Origin of the sequence: Klebsiella sp. B345, from assembly GCF_051131735.1 — a bacterium.
GTDB lineage: Bacteria > Pseudomonadota > Gammaproteobacteria > Enterobacterales > Enterobacteriaceae > Klebsiella.
This window is the reverse complement of the sequence record NZ_CP180443.1, coordinates 1145746-1163604: the sequence shown is the minus strand read 5'-3', so window position 1 is coordinate 1163604 and position 17859 is coordinate 1145746. Positions and strand designations below refer to the sequence as shown.

The window sequence follows — 17859 nt, the reverse complement described above, 5'->3', positions numbered from 1 at the left end:
ATCTATGACATCCTCCGAGGTCATCATGTCAGAATCTACAAGCAAGATTGAAATGTTTGGCATTGAGCAAATTCCAGATGCGCGACGTGATGCGACGCCACTGGACCTTTTCCGCCTGACGTTTGGTGGGGCGAATACCTTTGCTACTGCTGTACTGGGGAGTTTCCCGGTCCTCTTTGGTCTCTCTTTCCAGGCGGGTTTGTTGGCGATCGCCGCGGGTGTCGTCATTGGCGGGATCATCCTGGCGCCGATGGGGGTGTTTGGCACCATCAATGGCACCAATAATTCGGTCTCATCCGGTGCGCATTTTGGCGTCCACGGGCGGATTATCGGCTCATTTTTATCTCTCCTGACAGCCGTTGCCTTTTTCTCTCTCTCGGTATGGAGCTCAGGCGACGCTTTGATTGGCGGGACCCATCATCTGCTCGGTATGGCGGAAAATGATGTCACTTTAGGTATGGCTTACGGGCTGTTCGCCGTACTGGTGCTGATTGTTTGTATCTACGGTTTCCGTTTTATGCTGTGGATAAACAAAATCGCCGTTTTTGCGTCCAGCCTCATGTTCCTGCTCGGAGTTTTCGCCTTTTACGGCGTCTTTGACTCGGGTTACAGCGGAAGTCTGCAACTGGGTCAGGCTGGCTTCTGGGGGGCCTTTATTGGGTCAACACTGTTAACCATGAGCAACCCGATCTCTTTTGGTGCTTTCCTCGGTGACTGGTCGCGGTACATTCCGAAAGAGACCTCCCGGCTGCGCATTATGCTGTCGGTATTTGCAGCGCAAATCGCGACCTTGATCCCGTTCATCTTTGGCCTGTGTACCGCGACGATTGTTGCCATTCATGCGCCACAGTACATCGCCAACAATAATTATGTGGGTGGACTGCTGGCGGTAACGCCGGGCTGGTTTTTCCTGCCGGTTTGCGTGATTGCCATCATCGGCGGATTGTCTACCGGTACCACGGCGCTTTATGGCACTGGTCTGGATATGTCGAGCATTTTCCCACGCTTGCTCAGCCGCGCGCAGGCAACGCTACTGATCGGGCTTATCGCCATTGCCTTTATTTTTATTGGCCGGTTCGCTTTCAATCTGGTGCAAAGCGTATCGACTTTTGCGGTGCTGATTGTGACATGCACGTCGCCGTGGATGATCATTATGATTCTCGGCATGATCAAGTGCCGTGGGATCTACCATAGTGACGATCTGCACGTGTTTTCTCGCGGCCAGAAAGGTGGACGGTATTGGTTCCATCATGGCTGGAACTGGCGGGGGCTGGGTGCCTGGATCCCCAGTGCGATCGTCGGATTATGCCTGGTGAATATGCCGGGACAGTTTGTCGGCCCGCTTGGCAACCTTGTCGGCGGCATTGACGTCAGCCTGCCGGTGACACTGGGTATGGCGGCATTACTCTACCTCATGTTGTTACGTGCTTTTCCTGAGCCAACCGTTCAGATCGGCGTATCGGCCTCCACGCACAGGGTGCAGGCTCAAGGCGGTGTTCAGTGAGCGAAGCAATAGTAATGCCGATTCGGCCGGTTTATATCAACGGTCAGTGGGTTCAGGGTAAAGGCAACCCCAGGAAGGTTTTCGAACCAGCGACGGCTCAGCATTTTGCCACCGTATCCATGGCCGCAGCGGCAGATATTGATGCCGCAGTCTCTGCTGCACGGGCGGCCTTTCCCGGTTGGCGCGATACACCACCGGCGGAGCGAGCCAGCATGTTACGGGGTTTTGCTCAGCAGCTGGAATTGCGGCGCGATGCGCTACTGGCGATACAGATCCGCAATAATGGAAAACCGCGCCATGAGGTGGAAGTCGACCTTAATGATGCGATCGCGACATTTTCATATTACGCGGATCTCGCCGATAGTCTGGATGAGCGACAGGGAATGGAGGTCGCTTTACCGGCACCTGGTTTTACAGCACAGATAAGACATGAGGCCATCGGGGTGGTTGCACTGATTGTGCCGTGGAATTTCCCGCTGGTGACCAGCGCCTGGAAAATCGCACCGGCGCTGGCTGCCGGTTGTACCGTGGTCCTCAAAACCTCGGAAATTACGCCGCTTGCCGAACTGGAATACGGCACGATCGCCGAGAGCCTCGGCTTGCCGCCAGGGGTACTTAATATTCTCAGTGGAGAGGCGGAGTGCGGGAGTTTGTTGAGCCAACACCCCGGTATCGACAAGCTCTCCTTTACCGGGAGTACCGCGACCGGCAGCCACGTGATGACCGCGGCGGCGGCAAGGTGCCTGCCGGTGACACTGGAACTCGGCGGCAAATCGCCCGTCATTGTCTTCGATGACAGCGATGTGGCGCGGGCCGTCGAGTGGATTATGGCCGGTATCACATGGAATGCCGGGCAAATGTGCTCCGCGACCTCGCGTTTGCTGGTGCAGGACGGGATTGCTGAGGTCCTGTATGCGCGGTTAGCTTCTGCCATGCAGGCTTTAGTCGTTGGCGACCCCGGGTACGAAACGGTGGAGATGGGGCCGCTGACCAGCGAAGCACAATGGCTCAAAGTTCAGTCGTATTTCGCTGCGGCCCGCGATGAGCAACTCACCTGTCTGGCCGGAGGAGAGCCGTTATCCCGTGAAGGATGGTTTGTCGCACCGACGCTGTATGCCGACGTTCCCTTAACCAGCAGGCTCTGGCGGGAAGAGATATTTGGCCCGGTGCTCTGCGCTCACCGCTTCAGCGATGAGGCCGAAGCTATCCGACTGGCTAACGATTCTGACTATGGATTAGTGGCCACTGTCGTCAGTGGCGACACCGTTCGCGCCCGACGTGTCGCCAGGGCTCTGGATGTTGGCCATGTCTGGATTAATTCCGTGCAGGCTGTTTTTGTCGAAACGTCGTGGGGAGGCACCAAAGGCAGCGGTATTGGCCGGGAGCTGGGGCCGTGGGGATTATCGTCATACCAGTCCGTAAAGCATATCGTCGAGGACGTGAGTACGGTGCATGAGCCCTGAACTGAACAACTGGCTGGTGTCAGAAGGGAAGATAGCCCACAACGAAAAAGCCCGCATATTTGCGGGCTTCAAATAAAACAAACAGTGACATCAGAACTGATAGACGATCCCTACAGCAAACTGATCGTCAGTCGCGGCACCAGTGTAGATGCTGTCTTTGTCGTCAAGCAGGTTAAATTTGTAAGCGGTGTAGACGTTGAAGTTTTTGTTGAAGTAGTACCAGGTACCGAGTTCAACATAGTTCTTCATATCGGCATTTTTACCATGGTAATTCCCGAGGTCTTTACCTTTAGCGTAAACATAACCAAGGGAAGGGCGCAGACCGAAATCGAACTGATACTGAATAACAGCTTCAATATCCTGCGCTTCGTTAGCGAACACGCCATTATCCATTGGCGTCATGTTATGGGATTCAGCATACATCACCGCGGTATAGAGGTTGTTGGCGTCATATTTCGCCGCGATGCTCCAGATTTCTGCCGATTCGCCTTTACGATCCGCAGACTGTTCGTGGGTGCGGTCTGAATTGCCATAAGCGGCGGCAAAGCCAAATCCGTCGATGCTGTAGTCCACAGACAGGCTATAGCCGTCACCGTTAGACTTTAAACGGTCGCGGTTATTGTTTTTACCTTGATACTGCAAGCCGACGTTCAGGCCGTCAACCAGGCCGAAAAAGTCGCTGTTACGGTAGGTTGCGACACCGACAGTACGGCCAGTCATAAAGTTGTCGGTATTAGCCAGACCATCGCCACCCCATTCAACGAACATGTCGGTATAGCCTAAGGCATCGTAAATCAGGCCATAGTTGCGGCCATAATCAAATGAACCATATTCGACGTATTTGAGACCCGCGAAGGCCAGACGGGTTGCAGTTCCCTGGTCGCCTTCTTGTTTATTGGCTTTGAGGTTGTACTCAAACTGACCATAGCCGGTCAGTTCGCTGTTGATCTGGGTTTCACCTTTTACGCCAAAACGCGCGTAAGACGTGTCCTCAGAATTATGATTACCATCATCATTATCGGTATTGGTGATAATATGTTCACCCACCATTTTTCCGTAAAAATCCAGTTTGTTTCCGTTTTTATTATAAATTTCCGCTGCATTAACGGTGCCAGCGATGAATAAAGCGGGTACCAGAATTGCCAGTGCTTTTCTTTTCATTATAAATTCCCTTTGTATTATCATTAACGTGAATAACTAAATGTCATGCAGAAAACAATTTAATACTATCGATAAGGTTCAATTTTATTTAAATCTTAAATGTAAGTAATCTATATCAAATATTGCAAAATGTTTCATTTTGAGTGTTTATATTTTTATTCTATAAATCCTGGTTTAACTATTTTTAATACTTATTGGTTTTATAACAATGCATTATGGTTGTATGGGGTGGTGGGGCGGCAAAGTAATTAAATGCGTTTTGTTTATTGTTTTGGTGTGAATTATTGTTGTTATTTATTTGATGTGCGAAATGTGAATTCATATATGAAATATTTTCTGTATCAGCGATAAACGTGGAGCGGAAATAATACTTTCACTTCTTGCTGCCTGTTTTTCATTGCCCATAATATTGCGATAGAGTCTGTATCCCTTCATAACAAGGTGTCATGTTGTCGCTCATCCCTTGAGAAAAGGCGCGTTCTGGCCGCAGAAGATGCTGTTTCATCAGCTTTTTCACAGTATAATGTGACGCGCGTCACCTTTTTGGCGTGCGCTGATGTTTCGTCTTCACATTCAGTAAAAGGAGAACGGGTAATGGAAGGGAAAGCGAAACGGGGCCCTGGTGGGAAGCTTGCACTGTGGGTTTTTTATGCCTTTTGCGGTTATTTCATCTGGGCAATGCTGCGTTACTGGTGGGTTGTCGGCAGGATCCAAAGTTCGCCCGGCACGGTGATTGATGGTGATCTGGGATCAACCACCGGTAAATGGATCGGGGCTTTGCTTGGATTCCTCGTTCTCGGTCTCGTAGGGGCCGTCCTGGGAGCTATCGCCTGGTATACCCGACCTGGCGCCAGGACCTATGAATATCGTGAATAAAGTTGCTATGCTCAGCGCAGACCTTTTCTCTGAGGAATACGCATGGCATTGCTTGACTGGCAGCAACGATTTGAAAACTGGCTAACCGGACACCATTCGCAGGGCGACTCCGCCCACGATATTTCGCACTTCCGGCGTGCCTGGGGAACCGCGCAACGACTGGCCGAAGCACGCCAGGTTGACCATCTTGTTATTCTGACCGCCTGTTATTTCCATGACATCATCAGTCTGGCGAAAAACCACCCCGAGCGTAGCCGTTCGTCGGTGATGGCGGCAGAAAAAACGCTGGAGATTCTCCAGTCGTCGTTTCCTGACTTTCCGAAGGAACGCTATGCTGCCGTGTACCATGCCATTGAAGCGCACAGTTTCAGCGCCGCGATCCCCACGCGCAGTGAAGAGGCCAAAATTGTCCAGGATGCTGACCGCCTGGAGGCCTTAGGCGCCATTGGGCTGGCCCGTGTCTTCGCCGTCTCTGGGGCATTAAATAACATCTTGTTTGATGCCGATGATCCCTTCGCGGACAGACGTGAACTGAATGACAAAAAATATGCCCTGGACCACTTTCAGTGCAAGCTGCTGCGTCTGCCTGAAACCATGCAAACAGAGAAAGGCAAAGAGATGGCGCGGCACAACGCGCGTTTTCTCGTGCAATTTATGGCTAAACTCAGCGCCGAGCTTCAGGGGGACCCGTTGTCGATGGATGAGGCGGTTTTAAGGCGCTTTGACCCACTGGCCTGAAACTGGCCACGCTATTTGTGGTAATCTCTGCAAAAATGTCCGGGTTGGTTGAGGTTATGCCGCAAAATTTATCTAAGGAAGAGAGCCTCGCTGTGCCTCTCGAACATTCCGCGGAGGCCGCGCAGGCGCTGTTACGCCGGCTGATGGCTGTCTATGATGTCAAAACGCTGGTGGCGCAGCTGCTGGCCGTCGGCGACAGGAACTGGAGCCCGGCAATATTAAAACGCGTTGCGACGGTTGAGCGAGCGGCCAGTCGGATAACCGTGAAAGAGTACGCGCATCTGTCGACGCTGCTGCCGTCGCCGCCGGCTCACCATCCTGACTATGCCTTTCGTTTCGTCGATCTCTTTGCCGGGATTGGCGGCATCCGTAGCGGCTTTGAGTCGATCCGCGGGCAGTGTGTTTTCACCAGTGAGTGGAACAAACATGCGGTACGGACCTACAAAGCCAACTGGTATTGCGATCCGCAGCAGCATCGTTTCAATGACGATATTCGCGATATCACATTGAGCAACCGGCTGGATGTCAGTGATGATGACGCCGCGCAGCACATTCGCGATGTTATTCCGCAACACGATGTCTTACTGGCAGGTTTTCCCTGCCAGCCCTTTTCTCTGGCCGGAGTCTCAAAAAAAAATGCGCTTGGTCGGGCCCACGGATTTGCCTGTGAAACGCAGGGGACGCTGTTTTTTGATGTTGTCAGGATCATTGCTGCCCGCAAACCGCCGATTTTTGTCCTCGAGAACGTCAAAAACCTGAAAAGCCATGATCAAGGGCGGACTTTCCGCATTATCATGCAGACTCTTGATGAGTTGGGCTATGTTGTCTCCGATGCCGGACACAGCGGCCCGGACGATCCGAAAGTGATTGATGGCCGCCATTTCTTACCTCAGCATCGCGAGCGTATTGTGCTGGTCGGTTTTCGCCGTGACCTGCAGCTGCATGAGGGGTTCACCCTTCGCGATATCGCCTCGCTGTATCCTTCCGCACGCCCGACCTTTGGCGAGCTGCTGGAGCCGACGGTCGATGCTAAATTTATCCTGACGCCGGTGCTCTGGAAGTACCTCTATAACTATGCACGCAAGCATCAGGCGCTGGGGAATGGGTTTGGTTACGGGTTAGTTGATCCGCAGAATCCACACAGCGTGGCGCGGACGCTGTCTGCCCGTTACTACAAGGATGGCGCCGAGATCCTGATCGATCGTGGCTGGGACCGTCCGCTGGGTGAAAAGCACTTCGATGATCCGCAAAACCAGCAGCGTCGCCCCCGGCGTTTAACCCCGCGGGAGTGTGCGCGCTTAATGGGGTTTGAAACACCTCAAGGGTATCGCTTCCGTATTCCTGTTTCCGATACCCAGGCCTATCGCCAGTTTGGTAACTCGGTGGTGGTGCCGGTGTTCGCCGCCGTGGCGAAACTGCTGGCGCCGCGCATTGCCCAGGCCGTCGCGCTGCGCAAAGCTGAGGAAGATGACGCTGGACGTTCACGATAAAGCCACACGCAGCAAAAATATGCGTGCCATCGGTCAGCGCGATACGGCGATTGAAAAGCGGCTTGCGGCGCTACTCGCGCAGGCCGGTTTTGCCTTTACCGTGCAGGATGCCGCTTTGCCAGGTCGGCCGGATTTTGTTGTCGAAGCGTATCGTTGCGTGATTTTTACCCACGGCTGTTTCTGGCACCATCATAACTGCTATCTGTTTAAAGTACCGGCAACGCGTACTAAGTTCTGGCTGGATAAAATTGGCAAGAACGTCACACGGGATCAGCGCGACATGGCTCTTTTACAGGCGCAAGGGTGGCGGGTGCTGATCGTGTGGGAGTGCGCATTGCGCGGGCGCGGTAAGCTGAGCAATGAAGCGTTGATTGAACGCCTTGAAGAGTGGATCTGCGGTGGCGGTTGCCACGCGCAGATCGATACTCACGGCATTACCGGACAGGGGCCTACTTTGGCACCTCACAAGGCGTGACTTCACGTCTGGCGGGTAACAGATATTTCCCCAACGTTACCAGCACTACGGCAAAAATAATGATCCCCAGCGCCAGCCACTCGACAGGCGACAGGTTTTCCCCCGCAAAACCGGTTCCCAGCAGGACCGCCACCACCGGATTCACGTAGGCGTAACTGGTAGCCACGGCGGGGGTGACATTGCGAATTAAATACATGTAGGCATTGATGGCGATAAGCGAGCCAAAAATTGCCAGATAGGCCACGGCTAAGATACCGGACCATGATGGCATTTGAGTCAGGGTTTCACCTGACAGCCATGAGGCGACCGCCAGCACCAGCCCGGCGGCAAGCATTTCAATGGCACCAGCCATCATACCCGTCGGCAGCTCAATGCGTGATCCGTAAACGGAACCGAACGCCCAGCTCATTGAGCCAATCAGTATCAGCAGGGCGCCCCAAGGGTTGCCGCTCAGATTGCCGCCGCTATTAAGCAGAATAATCCCTGCCAGACCGATCGCGATCCCCAGCCATTCAATCTTGCGGGTAGCGATACCAAAAAAATGGCTAAAGCAGAGGGTGAAAAGCGGCACGGTCGCGACCATCACCGCGGCGATACCTGAAGGTACGTGCTGATGTTCGGCCAGGGTCACAAAACCATTGCCAACAGCCAGCAGCAGAATGCCGATCGCGGCGGCATTGAGCAACGGTTTGAGCCGGGGGAGCTTATGTCCCGTGACCAGCAGGTAGGCGAGCAGCACCGCACCGGCAGAGAGGAAACGAATGCTGGCCATCATCAGCGGAGGCCAACTGGCGACACCGATAGCAATGGCAAAGTAGGTGGATCCCCAAATAATATAAAGCGCGAACAGCGCCCCGATGAGCGGCAGAAGCTGGCGGGTAGACATACGTCCTCACGGCGGTACTGAGAAAGAAAGGAGGCATATAGTAAACGTGAAAACTATCGTGCTGGCGAGAAGTTTAATTGTAGGTAAGTTGTTAAATTTATATTGACTATTTTGCCCTCTGGGCGAAAAAGCACTTTTCACTCATACTCTATGCTGACAGGGCATCTCATCGTGGCGGCTGTAGATTGAGTGATGGCCAAAGGGATGAAGTTGTTTACCATCAATAAATGAAGGAATGTAATTTTGGCAGGAAGTAGTCTTTTAACGCTGTTGGATGATATTGCCACCTTGCTTGACGATATCTCGGTGATGGGAAAACTCGCGGCGAAGAAAACCGCCGGGGTGCTGGGCGACGATCTTTCCCTCAACGCTCAGCAGGTGAGTGGGGTTCGCGCCAACCGCGAATTACCCGTTGTCTGGGGAGTGGCAAAAGGTTCGTTCCTTAACAAAGTCATTCTGGTGCCGCTGGCATTATTGATCAGCGCTTTTATTCCGTGGGCGATCACGCCGTTGCTGATGTTGGGCGGCGCATTCCTGTGCTACGAAGGGGTCGAAAAAGTGCTGCATAGCCTGCAGTCACGTAAACACAAAGAAGACCCGCAGGCCCGCCAGCAACGTCTGGAGGCTCTGGCTGATCAGGATCCGCAGGCATTTGAACGCGATAAAGTAAAAGGGGCGATACGCACCGACTTTATTCTGTCCGCGGAAATTGTGGCGATTACGCTTGGGATTGTGGCTGATGCACCGTTGTTAAACCAGATTTTGATTCTGTCAGGGATTGCCATTCTGGTGACCGTAGGCGTGTATGGCCTGGTGGGCGTTATCGTGAAGCTGGACGATATGGGTTACTGGCTGGTGGAAAAAAGCAGCACGGCGGCACAGTGGGTCGGCAAAGGCCTGCTGGCGGTTGCTCCGCGACTGATGAAGTTGCTCTCCGTCGTCGGCACGCTGGCGATGTTTCTGGTCGGCGGCGGGATTATTGTGCATGGCATTGCGCCGTTGCATCAGGCCATTGAGCAGTTGGTGCATGGCCAGTCCGGAATCATCGCTTCGCTGTTGCCAACGGGGATCAACCTGGTACTCGGCTTTATCGTCGGCGGGGTGGTGCTGGCTGGCGTGAAGATGTTCGCCGGGCTGCGTAGCGCATCGCAATAACAGCAGGACACCGTTACAAAACAGATCGCGGTAATATCCGCTGGCGATTATGCAAAAACGTCCAGCATCGTCTATGGTGAAACTGTTTCTCCCAGATGACGGACTAAAAAATGGTATTATTGGTCAGTGATGAAGTGCGGCGAAAGAACGGAGGGCCACGGATGGTGGTGACGGGCTTCGCCAATGGAATGGTCGAGTGTCGTTGGTATGACGGCTATGGCGTAAAGCGCGAGGCATTCCGTGAAGATGAGTTAGTGCGCGGGGAAGGCAGGCAGCATCACGTGACCTGAACCGCACATAGCGCCCGGCATACGTCGGGCGTTTTACTGTTTTATTCCTGAAGCAACTGACAAGGAGCGTTGATGACGTTGCTGTCCCTGATTGTACTGCGAGAGAACGATGGATAAACCGCTGTGGGTAAGCAAACTTCTCCGCGTTTCGAACCCGGGACAGGTAGTCAACTATTGTTTTGTCGTCGTGTTGTTCTTCTCTACGCTGTTGATCTGGCGTGAAGTGATGGTGCTGGAAGGGGCCTACGTCACTAATCAGCGCAATAACCTCGAAAATGTCAGCCACGAAATGGACAGCCTGCTGCAGTTCAACATCGATCGGATCGTTTTCTTTCGCAACGGTATGCAATCGGCACTGGAAACGCCGCTAGATTTTGAAATTTTGCGCAACGCTGAGCAAGAGTATATGACTAAACGGCATCTGCCTATCTGGTCTGTGGCGTTGCATAACCGCCGTACGTTGCCAATCTATGGTGTTTCAGACGCCTTTGTCGAAAGTGAAAGTACTTTATCTCGTGATGATACTCAAACCGGCAATGAGATGATGGCTGCCCTGGAACTGGGTTATCTACTGCGGCTGGCCAACACCAACCGCGGCTTTAAAGATCGCATGCTCTATATCTCTCGCAGCGGTTTTTTCACCACCACCGAAGTCCCTAAAAGCCTGGCGCAGGCGCAGGCATGGTACAGTAAGGCGATCGTCGCCCCGTGGTTCACTCGGCAATCGCTGCGCAATAATCCAGGCCGCGGTGTTGTCTGGCAAACCGTACTGGATGAGGATACGAAAACCGACGATCCGGTAGTGACCGCCTCCATTCCCCTTGATTTCGAGCACGACTGGCTCGGCGTGCTGTCGATGGACTTCTCCGTACGCGAAATGAAAGCATTTCTCGTCAGAGCGATCCAAGGCGGTCAGGAAGGGGAATACCAGCTGTATGATGGCAGGATGAACCTGATTGCGTCCTCGGATGAAGGAAATGTACTGGCGCAGCTCTCACCGCGTGAGCAGGCGATGCTGAGCTACGCTTTTTTGCATGATAACCGGGGCGGCATCCGTTTATTAACACGCTATATCAGTTGGCAGAAGCTCAACAATTTTGATGGCGTGCTGCTGCGTATCCACACCCTGCGGGAAGGGGTACGCGGCGATTTCGGCACCATTACCATTGCTCTGACCCTGATGTGGCTGCTTTTCACGTTGATGCTCATCATCTCCTGGCTGGTGATCCTGCGGATGGTGCGCAATATGAGCGTGCTGCAGAAATCACTGGAGTGGCAGGCCTGGCATGACGCCTTAACCCGGTTGTTAAACCGTGGCGCCCTGTTCGACCGGGCAATCGCTGCGGCAAAAACGTGCGAACAGTCGAAACAGGCCATCTCGGTCATCCAACTCGATCTCGATTTCTTCAAGAAGGTGAACGATCTGCACGGGCATCAGGCTGGTGACCGCGTATTGTCGCTGGTGGCCAGCACCATTGCAGGCAACATCCGTGAAGGCGATCTGGCCGGTCGTGTCGGTGGCGAGGAGTTTTGTATCGTTATGCCGGGGACCACGTCGCAGGTCGCGAGGGCCGTCGCTGAGCGCATTCGTCTGCGCATATACAGCCGCGAAATTCTGTTGTGCAACGATACCAGCCTGAGGATCAGCGCGTCGCTGGGAGTCAGCAGCAGTGAAGAAACGGGGGTGTACAATTTTGAAACCCTGCAGTCAGTGGCTGACAATCGATTGTATCTGGCGAAGCAAAATGGGCGTAATCAGGTCTGTTTTGCCGACGGTGGTGGTGAAGACGGTGGGGCAAGCGGATCAAAATAAGGTTATTCTTAAAAAGATTTCGCCGGGCGGTTGGAGGTGAAGACAGCATCACGCTGACAAAGCCTTACGCCATCAGGTCTTGCACCAAAAGATGACAAGGTGATGTCAGTCCTCAATAATTTTCCTCATGAATAGGACTTGTCATGCAAAATAATTGAGGATAATGTTTCCCACGCAACGGATATCCCGGTGTAACGAATTTCAAGTGCTTCTTGCATTAGCAAGTTTCATCCCGACTCCTGCGAGTCGGGATTTTTTTCACCTGTGCCTAGCGGTTGACTTCAGTGATGCTAAAGTCATGAATATCGAGTTCAAATGCTTCCGCTAGTTCGCGCCAGGTGTGATCGCTACGACCGTTAATGCTGACATGATAGGGGTCGTCCCGCGCACGCTGTACTTCACTCTCGCTGATCTCATTAATCGCCGCCAGCAGGGCATCAATATTTACCCCACTACTCCCTGCATACTCGTTATCTTTGGCGGTTTTCATCATGGTTACCTCGCATGGCTGTGATCTTGCCTGTTTAAGTATAGGCATAAAATCCTGTTGTGCTGGATGAGGCGTGAAAGCCTGAAGGGGTTGAGTAGCGGATAAAAACGCCAGTCACCGTGTGAGGCGCTGCGTAGTGGGCCTTTTTGTTCTACACTGGCTCAAAAATAGAGGAGATATGCTATGCAGGTGAACGATCGTGTCACGGTGAAGACCGACGGTGGCCCACGTCGATCGGGCGTTGTTCTGGCAATAGAGTCGTTTAACGAAGGGACCATGTATCTGGTATCGCTGGAAGATTATCCGTTAGGGATCTGGTTTTTCAACGAGATAGGGCATGCAGACGGCATCTTTGTCGAGATGGATGACTAGCCCGGCAAACCATAAGCTGGCGGTAATTGCCGCCAGTTATTGCACTATTCTGGTCTGGCCTTAACATCGGTCCCCACGAGAGGGGGTATAGAGTCCTGTGGTAATGTTTTCTGCCAACCGGACGATGTGATAAATCACTTGTTTATTATGGGTCTGGATTTTCCTCTTAATATTTCCCTTATGTGAGGAGACCGTCTTGGCCTTAATGTTCATCTGCGTCGAAATTTGCTCGGTGCCATAACCGGCCATCCACATTTGCAGCATATTCGATTCAGTAGGACTTAACGATAGTGTGGGTATATTTATCCGCGCAGCGTTGTAATTATCGTATTTCAAACGATTACCCAGAATTTCATCAAGGTCTTTTGGGGTGATTGATTTAGAGCAAACCAGTAAATTTTTGCGCACCAGCAGATAGCGATCAAAGTGAATATTCGCCAGCGACATGAAGATAACAAATAGTGTCCCGGGATGCTCGGTAATGACCTGACGGATAAGCTGGTTGCTCTCCGCTTTATGAATAAAGCAATCCTCATTGAGGAACGCCACCGCTGGCGACGTTTGATCACAGAGTGTTGCCAGTCCAGCTACGCTATGTACTTCAGCAATCTCACGTCGTTTTATTCCCCTGCTTGTCAGATACCCGAATAATCCCAGTCGGGTAAAGCTACACAAATCCATGATAATCGTTGACATGACCCATCCTCATTCAACACGTAACGATAATTTATCCCTCGCCGACAAGCGCGATGAAATCCATTTACCTGGTAATAAATCCGGTTCAGCGTTGGAACCATCAGATAGTCTAAACTATTTCTCAATATCTCTCATAATTTGCCTGGAATATTCTCAAAGTAAAGCCGGCCTGCGGTTATGTGAGGGAATTAACAACAATACTCTCAATTCCAGGTATATCTGTCACACGACGAGTGTTGTATTTTGAGAATTTCCTTATGTTAATTGCGCAAATAATGATCATTATATTGCCGCTATTTCGGCGCTTTGACGTTCTCTGCCTGGTCGATGCAGACCTGCCACAGGGGTGGCGGGCTTAACGCTTTAATGCCACAATACTTTTTTATCGGTTTTTGGGATGAATGATGAAAAAGTTAGTGATTGCTGGTGCGTTGTTGACTCTGGCGGGATGTGTTCAGGTTGATAATTACAGTGACGTGGTCAAAGCGCCAGCGCCTGCCGGGTTGGAAGGTTACTGGCAATCAAAAGGCCCACAGAGTGAAATGATGAGCCCGGATGCCATTGCCAGCCTGATTGTAACTAAAAATGGCGATACCCTTGATTGCCGCCAATGGCAACGTGTGATTGCGACGCCGGGTAAATTAATGCAACGTGACGCTCAGACCTACAACGTTACCTCTGCGCTGGATATCTACCCGATCGAACGTTCGGGGAATACGCTGCAGTACGACCGGATGACCCTGGTTCGCGTCGATCGCCTAACGACCGAGTGCGAACAGGCGTGGAAAAAAGCCACGGCGGCACACACTGCGACTCCGAGTGGGCACTGAGAAACTGGCGGGCTGCGACGCTCCTCAGCCCGCACGCTTATCAGTGCCTATAACACCTCTTCCATCACCCAAACGCTGACGCTGCCGCCGTTACAAATAAACGTGCCGCAGCCGTTTTCGTCGGTTTCAATCACCTCCTGACGGTTACCAAGGAAGTCTTTCCAGCGTTTGTTGCCATAATTTACGCCTAGCTCCAGCGACTTTTCCCCGTCATCACCATTCGATAGCACCACGACGCAACCCGGATCTTCTTCGGTACCGCTGCGGCTAAACGCAATGCAATTCGGGTGATCGAACCACAGTGTCTGTACCCCGTGGGCAAAGCGTTGGCGAGCATCAATCAGCTCATGCAACTGTTCGATAACCGGCATCTCAATGCGATACGTTTGCCCGTCTCCGCCGGTATCTTCATAAATAGCGCCGAACAGATCGGCATAAAAGACCGAGGGCACGCCGTTCTCACGCAGCAGGATCAACGCATAGGCCAGCGGCTTAAACCACGGTTCCACTGGTGCCTCCAGCGCCTGCAGCGGCTGGGTGTCATGATTGGTCACCAGAGTGATGGCATGAAACGGGTCTGCTTCGACCAACGTACCGCTGAAAATCTGGCTCATATCGTAGTCGCGCCCCTGGCGGGAGGCTTCGTGAAACTTCATCTGTAGCGGGGCGTCAAACAGCATCGTTTTGCCGTCGACCATCGTGATGTACTGCTGGAGCTTATCGACTTCGTGCGACCAGTATTCGGCCACGATAAACAGCGGGGTGGTCGCCACTTCCTGGATGTGTTCGATCCACGCTTTGTAAAACCACGCGGGGATATGTTTCACTGCATCAAGGCGGAAACCGTCGCAGCCGGTTTCTGCCATCACCCAGCGGGCCCAGTACTTCAGCTCTTCGGCGACAGCATGGTTACGAAAGTCGATATTCTCGCCCATCAGGTAGTCAAAATTACCCATTTCGTCATCGACCTGGTCGCTCCAGCCGTCGCCGGTATAGTCGTTAACGATTTTAAAAACGCCGTCCTCATCGGGATTTTCAATGTGGTCGACACCACTAAAACAGGTGTAATCCCAAATGAATTGCGAATACTTCCCGGCCCGGACAGGGAAGGTGTAGCGCGTCCAGGCCTCGCATTCGATAACGTCGTCAGCAATCTGCGTGCGATCTTGTTGGTCCACGCGCTGCACGCGAATGTGCTGTTTCTCATCGGCCCCCATTTTGTGGTTGAGCACCACATCCAGCAGTACAGCGATATCATGCTGTCGCAGCGCCGCGATGGCGGCCAGCAACTGCGCTTTATCGCCATATTTGGTCGCCACAGATCCTTTTTGGTCGAATTCGCCCAGATCAAACAGATCGTAACTGTCATAGCCGACGGAGTAGCCGCCGGAGGCGCCTTTGTAGGCCGGCGGCAGCCAAATCATGTTAATACCAATCTCGTTGAGGTTCGGTGCCAGGGCTTCGACCTCGCGCCACAGCTCACCGCCGGTGGGGTAATACCAGTGAAAGCACTGCAATAACGTGGGGTTTTTCATCTTCCGTGCTCCAGACGTCATCAAGCTGACCATTGCAGTATGAGATATCTCCAGCAAATCCGATGAATTTTCGCGAGTTTTCGCTATGTCCTAAATGGTAACGTTTATAATAATTCGGAATAAGATGTAGCGTATAGGTGTTGGTGCGTGCTGCTAAACGCCTTACACTACAGGAAAATATCACTGTTAGGGGTATCTATGAAATTAGCACTTCTGGGTCGTCAGGCGCTGATGGGCGCCATGGCCGTAGTCTTGATGGCAGGCGTCAGTGCCAAAACGTTCGCAGCAGAAAATCTGCTGGGTCAGATTAAAGAGCGCGGTACGCTGCGTGTTGGCCTGGAAGGGACCTATCCGCCGTTCAGCTATCAGGGCGACGACGGTAAACTGACCGGGTTCGAAGTCGAATTTGCCAATGAACTGGCAAAACATCTCGGCGTGAAGGCCGACCTGAAACCGACCAAATGGGACGGTATGCTGGCTTCTCTCGATTCCAAACGTATCGATGTCGTCATCAACCAGGTGACGATTTCTGACCAGCGTAAGAAAAAATATGACTTCTCTACCCCGTATACCGTCTCCGGTATTCAGGCACTGGTGAAAAAAGGCAACGAAGGCATTATCAAAACCGCGGCTGACCTGAAAGGCAAAAAAGTCGGCGTGGGTCTGGGCACGAACTATGAAGAGTGGCTGCGCCAGAACGTACAGGGTGTAGATATTCGTACTTATGATGATGACCCGACAAAATACCAGGATCTGCGCGTAGGACGTATCGATGCGATTCTGGTTGACCGTCTGGCGGCGCTGGATCTGGTTAAGAAAACCGGCAACACGCTCGCGGTTACCGGCGAGGCGTTCTCCCGCCAGGAATCTGGTGTGGCGCTGCGTAAAGGCAATGAAGATCTGCTGAACGCGGTTGATGGTGCGATTGCAGAGATGCAGAAAGATGGCAGCCTGAAAGCGCTGTCGGAAAAATGGTTTGGCGCTGACGTGACACAATAACGGTCGGTGGTGAAAAAAGGCGCTTCTGATAGCGCCTTTTTTTATTTCGTCCGCCAGTACGTGCATAATAAAGATAACTGAGTCTGGAGGTACCATGTCACTGCAAAATTTAACGCGCTTCCCGCGCCTGGAACTGATCGGCGCACCGACGCCACTGGAATATCTGCCGCGCTTGTCAGACCATCTGGGGCGCGAAATTTTTATCAAACGTGACGACGTAACCCCGCTCGCCATGGGGGGCAACAAACTGCGGAAGCTGGAATTTCTGGCGGCTGATGCGCTGCGTGAAGGCGCTGATACATTAATTACCGCCGGTGCGATTCAGTCGAACCACGTTCGACAAACCGCCGCGGTGGCAGCAAAACTGGGCCTACACTGTGTGGTGTTGCTGGAAAACCCGATCGGCACCCGTGCGGAGAACTATCTGACCAACGGTAACCGTCTGCTGCTGGATCTGTTCAACACCCAGGTCGAGATGTGTGATGCGCTAACCGATCCGAATGCGCAACTGGAAGAGTTAGCGACCCGCATCGAAGCACAGGGTTATCGCCCGTATGTGATCCCGGTGGGGGGCTCTAATGCGCTTGGGGCATTGGGGTATGTGGAAAGCGCGCTGGAAATTGCTCAGCAGTGCGAAGGGGCCGTTGAGATCTCGTCCGTGGTCGTTGCCTCCGGTAGCGCGGGGACTCATGCCGGTCTGGCGGTAGGCCTCGAACAACTGATGCCCGACGCCGAGCTGATCGGGGTGACGGTTTCCCGCAAGGTTGCGGACCAGTTGCCGAAAGTGGTCGCGCTGCAGCAAGCGGTTGCTAATAGCCTTGAGCTGCAGGCCAAAGCGGACATTCAGCTGTGGGACGACTATTTTGCCCCTGGTTACGGCACGCCAAATGACGAAGGTATGGAAGCCGTGCGGCTGCTGGCGCAGCTGGAAGGTATTCTGTTGGACCCTGTTTATACCGGTAAAGCGATGGCAGGTCTGATTGATGGTATTAATCAGAAGCGCTTTAAGGATGAAGGGCCCATTTTATTTATTCACACTGGCGGAGCGCCGGCGTTGTTCGCCTATCATCCTCATATCTAAGCAGA

The 17859-nt window shown here is 52.7% G+C and carries 18 protein-coding genes; 13 read left to right on the top strand and 5 right to left on the bottom strand.

Going from position 1 to position 17859, the window contains the following annotated elements; genetic code table 11:
- Window positions 1-4 precede the first annotated feature (4 nt).
- Together ACMYSO_RS05485 and ACMYSO_RS05480 are read left to right on the top strand one after the other, a co-directional pair.
- The gene (locus tag ACMYSO_RS05485) at window positions 5-1504 is read left to right on the top strand and encodes a purine-cytosine permease family protein (RefSeq protein WP_434669645.1); all 1500 of its coding nucleotides are present in this window, start codon (window positions 5-7) and stop codon (window positions 1502-1504) included.
- Window positions 1501-2967 carry an aldehyde dehydrogenase family protein gene (locus ACMYSO_RS05480; RefSeq protein ID WP_434669644.1) on the top strand — a complete coding sequence of 489 codons (1467 nt, stop codon included), beginning with the start codon at window positions 1501-1503 and terminating at the stop codon, window positions 2965-2967. The genes ACMYSO_RS05485 and ACMYSO_RS05480 overlap by 4 nt, the downstream gene beginning before the upstream one ends.
- Window positions 2968-3057: 90 nt before the next feature.
- Here ACMYSO_RS05480 and ACMYSO_RS05475 read toward each other — a convergent pair whose 3' ends face one another.
- A complete protein-coding gene (locus ACMYSO_RS05475; RefSeq protein WP_434669643.1) occupies window positions 3058-4128 on the bottom strand; it encodes a porin in 1071 nt (356 codons plus the stop codon).
- A gap of 594 nt (window positions 4129-4722) precedes the next feature.
- Here ACMYSO_RS05475 and drpB point away from each other — a divergent pair.
- The 4 genes from drpB to ACMYSO_RS05455 are packed head-to-tail and all read left to right on the top strand — an operon-like array spanning window position 4723 to window position 7707.
- On the top strand, window positions 4723-5004 hold the full coding sequence (drpB, locus tag ACMYSO_RS05470) for a cell division protein DrpB (RefSeq protein ID WP_434587231.1): 282 nt from the start codon (window positions 4723-4725) through the stop codon (window positions 5002-5004).
- Between the two features lie 42 nt (window positions 5005-5046).
- Window positions 5047-5742, top strand: a complete 696-nt coding sequence (locus ACMYSO_RS05465) for a phosphohydrolase (RefSeq protein WP_434669642.1) — start codon at window positions 5047-5049, stop codon at window positions 5740-5742.
- A gap of 56 nt (window positions 5743-5798) precedes the next feature.
- On the top strand, window positions 5799-7232 hold the full coding sequence (locus ACMYSO_RS05460; protein WP_434669640.1) for a DNA cytosine methyltransferase: 1434 nt from the start codon (window positions 5799-5801) through the stop codon (window positions 7230-7232).
- Window positions 7210-7707, top strand: a complete 498-nt coding sequence (locus ACMYSO_RS05455; protein WP_434669639.1) for a very short patch repair endonuclease — start codon at window positions 7210-7212, stop codon at window positions 7705-7707. The genes ACMYSO_RS05460 and ACMYSO_RS05455 overlap by 23 nt, the downstream gene beginning before the upstream one ends.
- On the opposite strand, the gene yedA is transcribed toward ACMYSO_RS05455, so the two are convergent.
- Complete coding sequence (gene yedA / locus ACMYSO_RS05450) at window positions 7682-8593, bottom strand: drug/metabolite exporter YedA (RefSeq protein ID WP_434669638.1); 912 nt, start codon at window positions 8591-8593, stop codon at window positions 7682-7684. The genes ACMYSO_RS05455 and yedA overlap by 26 nt on opposite strands.
- 243 nt (window positions 8594-8836) lie before the next feature.
- Between yedA and ACMYSO_RS05445 the strand changes: the two genes are divergently transcribed.
- The 3 genes from ACMYSO_RS05445 (at window position 8837) to dgcQ (ending at window position 11851) form a co-directional block, all read left to right on the top strand.
- Window positions 8837-9748: a DUF808 domain-containing protein gene (locus tag ACMYSO_RS05445; protein ID WP_434669637.1), complete on the top strand. Its 912-nt coding sequence runs from the start codon at window positions 8837-8839 to the stop codon at window positions 9746-9748.
- A gap of 110 nt (window positions 9749-9858) precedes the next feature.
- The gene (locus ACMYSO_RS05440; RefSeq protein WP_123754954.1) at window positions 9859-10038 is read left to right on the top strand and encodes a YodC family protein; all 180 of its coding nucleotides are present in this window, start codon (window positions 9859-9861) and stop codon (window positions 10036-10038) included.
- Between the two features lie 109 nt (window positions 10039-10147).
- Window positions 10148-11851, top strand: coding sequence for a cellulose biosynthesis regulator diguanylate cyclase DgcQ (dgcQ, locus tag ACMYSO_RS05435; RefSeq protein WP_434669635.1), 1704 nt, complete (start codon window positions 10148-10150; stop codon window positions 11849-11851).
- 268 nt (window positions 11852-12119) lie between these two features.
- Here dgcQ and yodD read toward each other — a convergent pair whose 3' ends face one another.
- Entirely contained in the window at window positions 12120-12341 is a 222-nt protein-coding gene (yodD, locus tag ACMYSO_RS05430) for a YodD family peroxide/acid resistance protein (protein WP_434670744.1), read from the bottom strand.
- Between the two features lie 183 nt (window positions 12342-12524).
- Here yodD and dsrB point away from each other — a divergent pair, with 183 nt between their 5' ends.
- Window positions 12525-12713 carry a protein DsrB gene (gene dsrB / locus ACMYSO_RS05425; protein ID WP_123754951.1) on the top strand — a complete coding sequence of 63 codons (189 nt, stop codon included), beginning with the start codon at window positions 12525-12527 and terminating at the stop codon, window positions 12711-12713.
- 60 nt (window positions 12714-12773) lie between these two features.
- On the opposite strand, the gene rcsA is transcribed toward dsrB, so the two are convergent.
- On the bottom strand, window positions 12774-13409 hold the full coding sequence (gene rcsA / locus ACMYSO_RS05420) for a transcriptional regulator RcsA (RefSeq protein ID WP_434669634.1): 636 nt from the start codon (window positions 13407-13409) through the stop codon (window positions 12774-12776).
- 401 nt (window positions 13410-13810) lie between these two features.
- Here rcsA and yedD point away from each other — a divergent pair, with 401 nt between their 5' ends.
- Window positions 13811-14239, top strand: coding sequence for a lipoprotein YedD (gene yedD, locus ACMYSO_RS05415; RefSeq protein ID WP_434669632.1), 429 nt, complete (start codon window positions 13811-13813; stop codon window positions 14237-14239).
- 47 nt (window positions 14240-14286) lie between these two features.
- Here yedD and amyA read toward each other — a convergent pair whose 3' ends face one another.
- A complete protein-coding gene (amyA, locus tag ACMYSO_RS05410; RefSeq protein WP_434669631.1) occupies window positions 14287-15774 on the bottom strand; it encodes an alpha-amylase in 1488 nt (495 codons plus the stop codon).
- A gap of 198 nt (window positions 15775-15972) precedes the next feature.
- Between amyA and tcyJ the strand changes: the two genes are divergently transcribed.
- On the top strand, window positions 15973-16773 hold the full coding sequence (gene tcyJ, locus ACMYSO_RS05405; protein ID WP_434669630.1) for a cystine ABC transporter substrate-binding protein: 801 nt from the start codon (window positions 15973-15975) through the stop codon (window positions 16771-16773).
- Between the two features lie 94 nt (window positions 16774-16867).
- Window positions 16868-17854: a D-cysteine desulfhydrase gene (dcyD, locus tag ACMYSO_RS05400; RefSeq protein ID WP_434669629.1), complete on the top strand. Its 987-nt coding sequence runs from the start codon at window positions 16868-16870 to the stop codon at window positions 17852-17854.
- Window positions 17855-17859 lie beyond the last annotated feature (5 nt).